We start from the raw sequence: 553 nt of genomic DNA, 5'->3' as shown, positions 1-553 counted from the left end.
ATAGGGTCTTTATAATAAAGCTTTTGGATTGCTTTAAACTCTGAGAGATGAGACTTCTGCCCTGTGTAGTAGTTAGGGTCTAGGTAGTTGGGTTTGTAGTTTATGTAAGGAGAAGTTCTTAGTATCTTATCGGCTTGCAAAACAGCTTTGGAATATTCTTTGGTGTATTTTCCAACATCAGAATCGCCATCGTCACTAAAATAAACTTTATTTGTTCTTTTATCCACATTCAAATAAACAGAATTTGGTAGTGTTACTTCATATGTTTCACTCATGTTATCTCCTTTTATCCTATGTATAAGCCATTTTTCATGACAATAGTAGTGGCTAATCTACCTATGAGTTTAGGGGGTTTTTCTTGGGTATTCTTTGTAGAAACACTTTGTATTTCAAATTTTTCATTAGAATTGCTTCTGCTTCTACTTTCTCTCTGTTGTTCTTTATCTTTCATTATCCCCTCATACATAGCCCTAATATTATTTAACCCTATGGTATTTAAAGATTTTAAAAATTCTCTATGTTTTTCCGAGTTTGGCTTATTATCTTTTAGGTT

The 553-nt window shown here is 32.4% G+C and carries 2 pseudogenes; both read right to left on the bottom strand.

Going from position 1 to position 553, the window contains the following annotated elements:
- Positions 1-275 (bottom strand): annotated as a pseudogene (locus tag CQA53_RS11895) (hypothetical protein); the annotation flags it as partial.
- An 11-nt stretch (positions 276-286) separates the two neighbouring features.
- Positions 287-553 (bottom strand): annotated as a pseudogene (locus CQA53_RS12970) (hypothetical protein); the annotation flags it as partial.

The organism is Helicobacter didelphidarum (assembly GCF_003364195.1).
GTDB lineage: Bacteria > Campylobacterota > Campylobacteria > Campylobacterales > Helicobacteraceae > Helicobacter_A > Helicobacter_A didelphidarum.
This window is presented reverse-complemented; position numbering and strand designations above follow the sequence as displayed.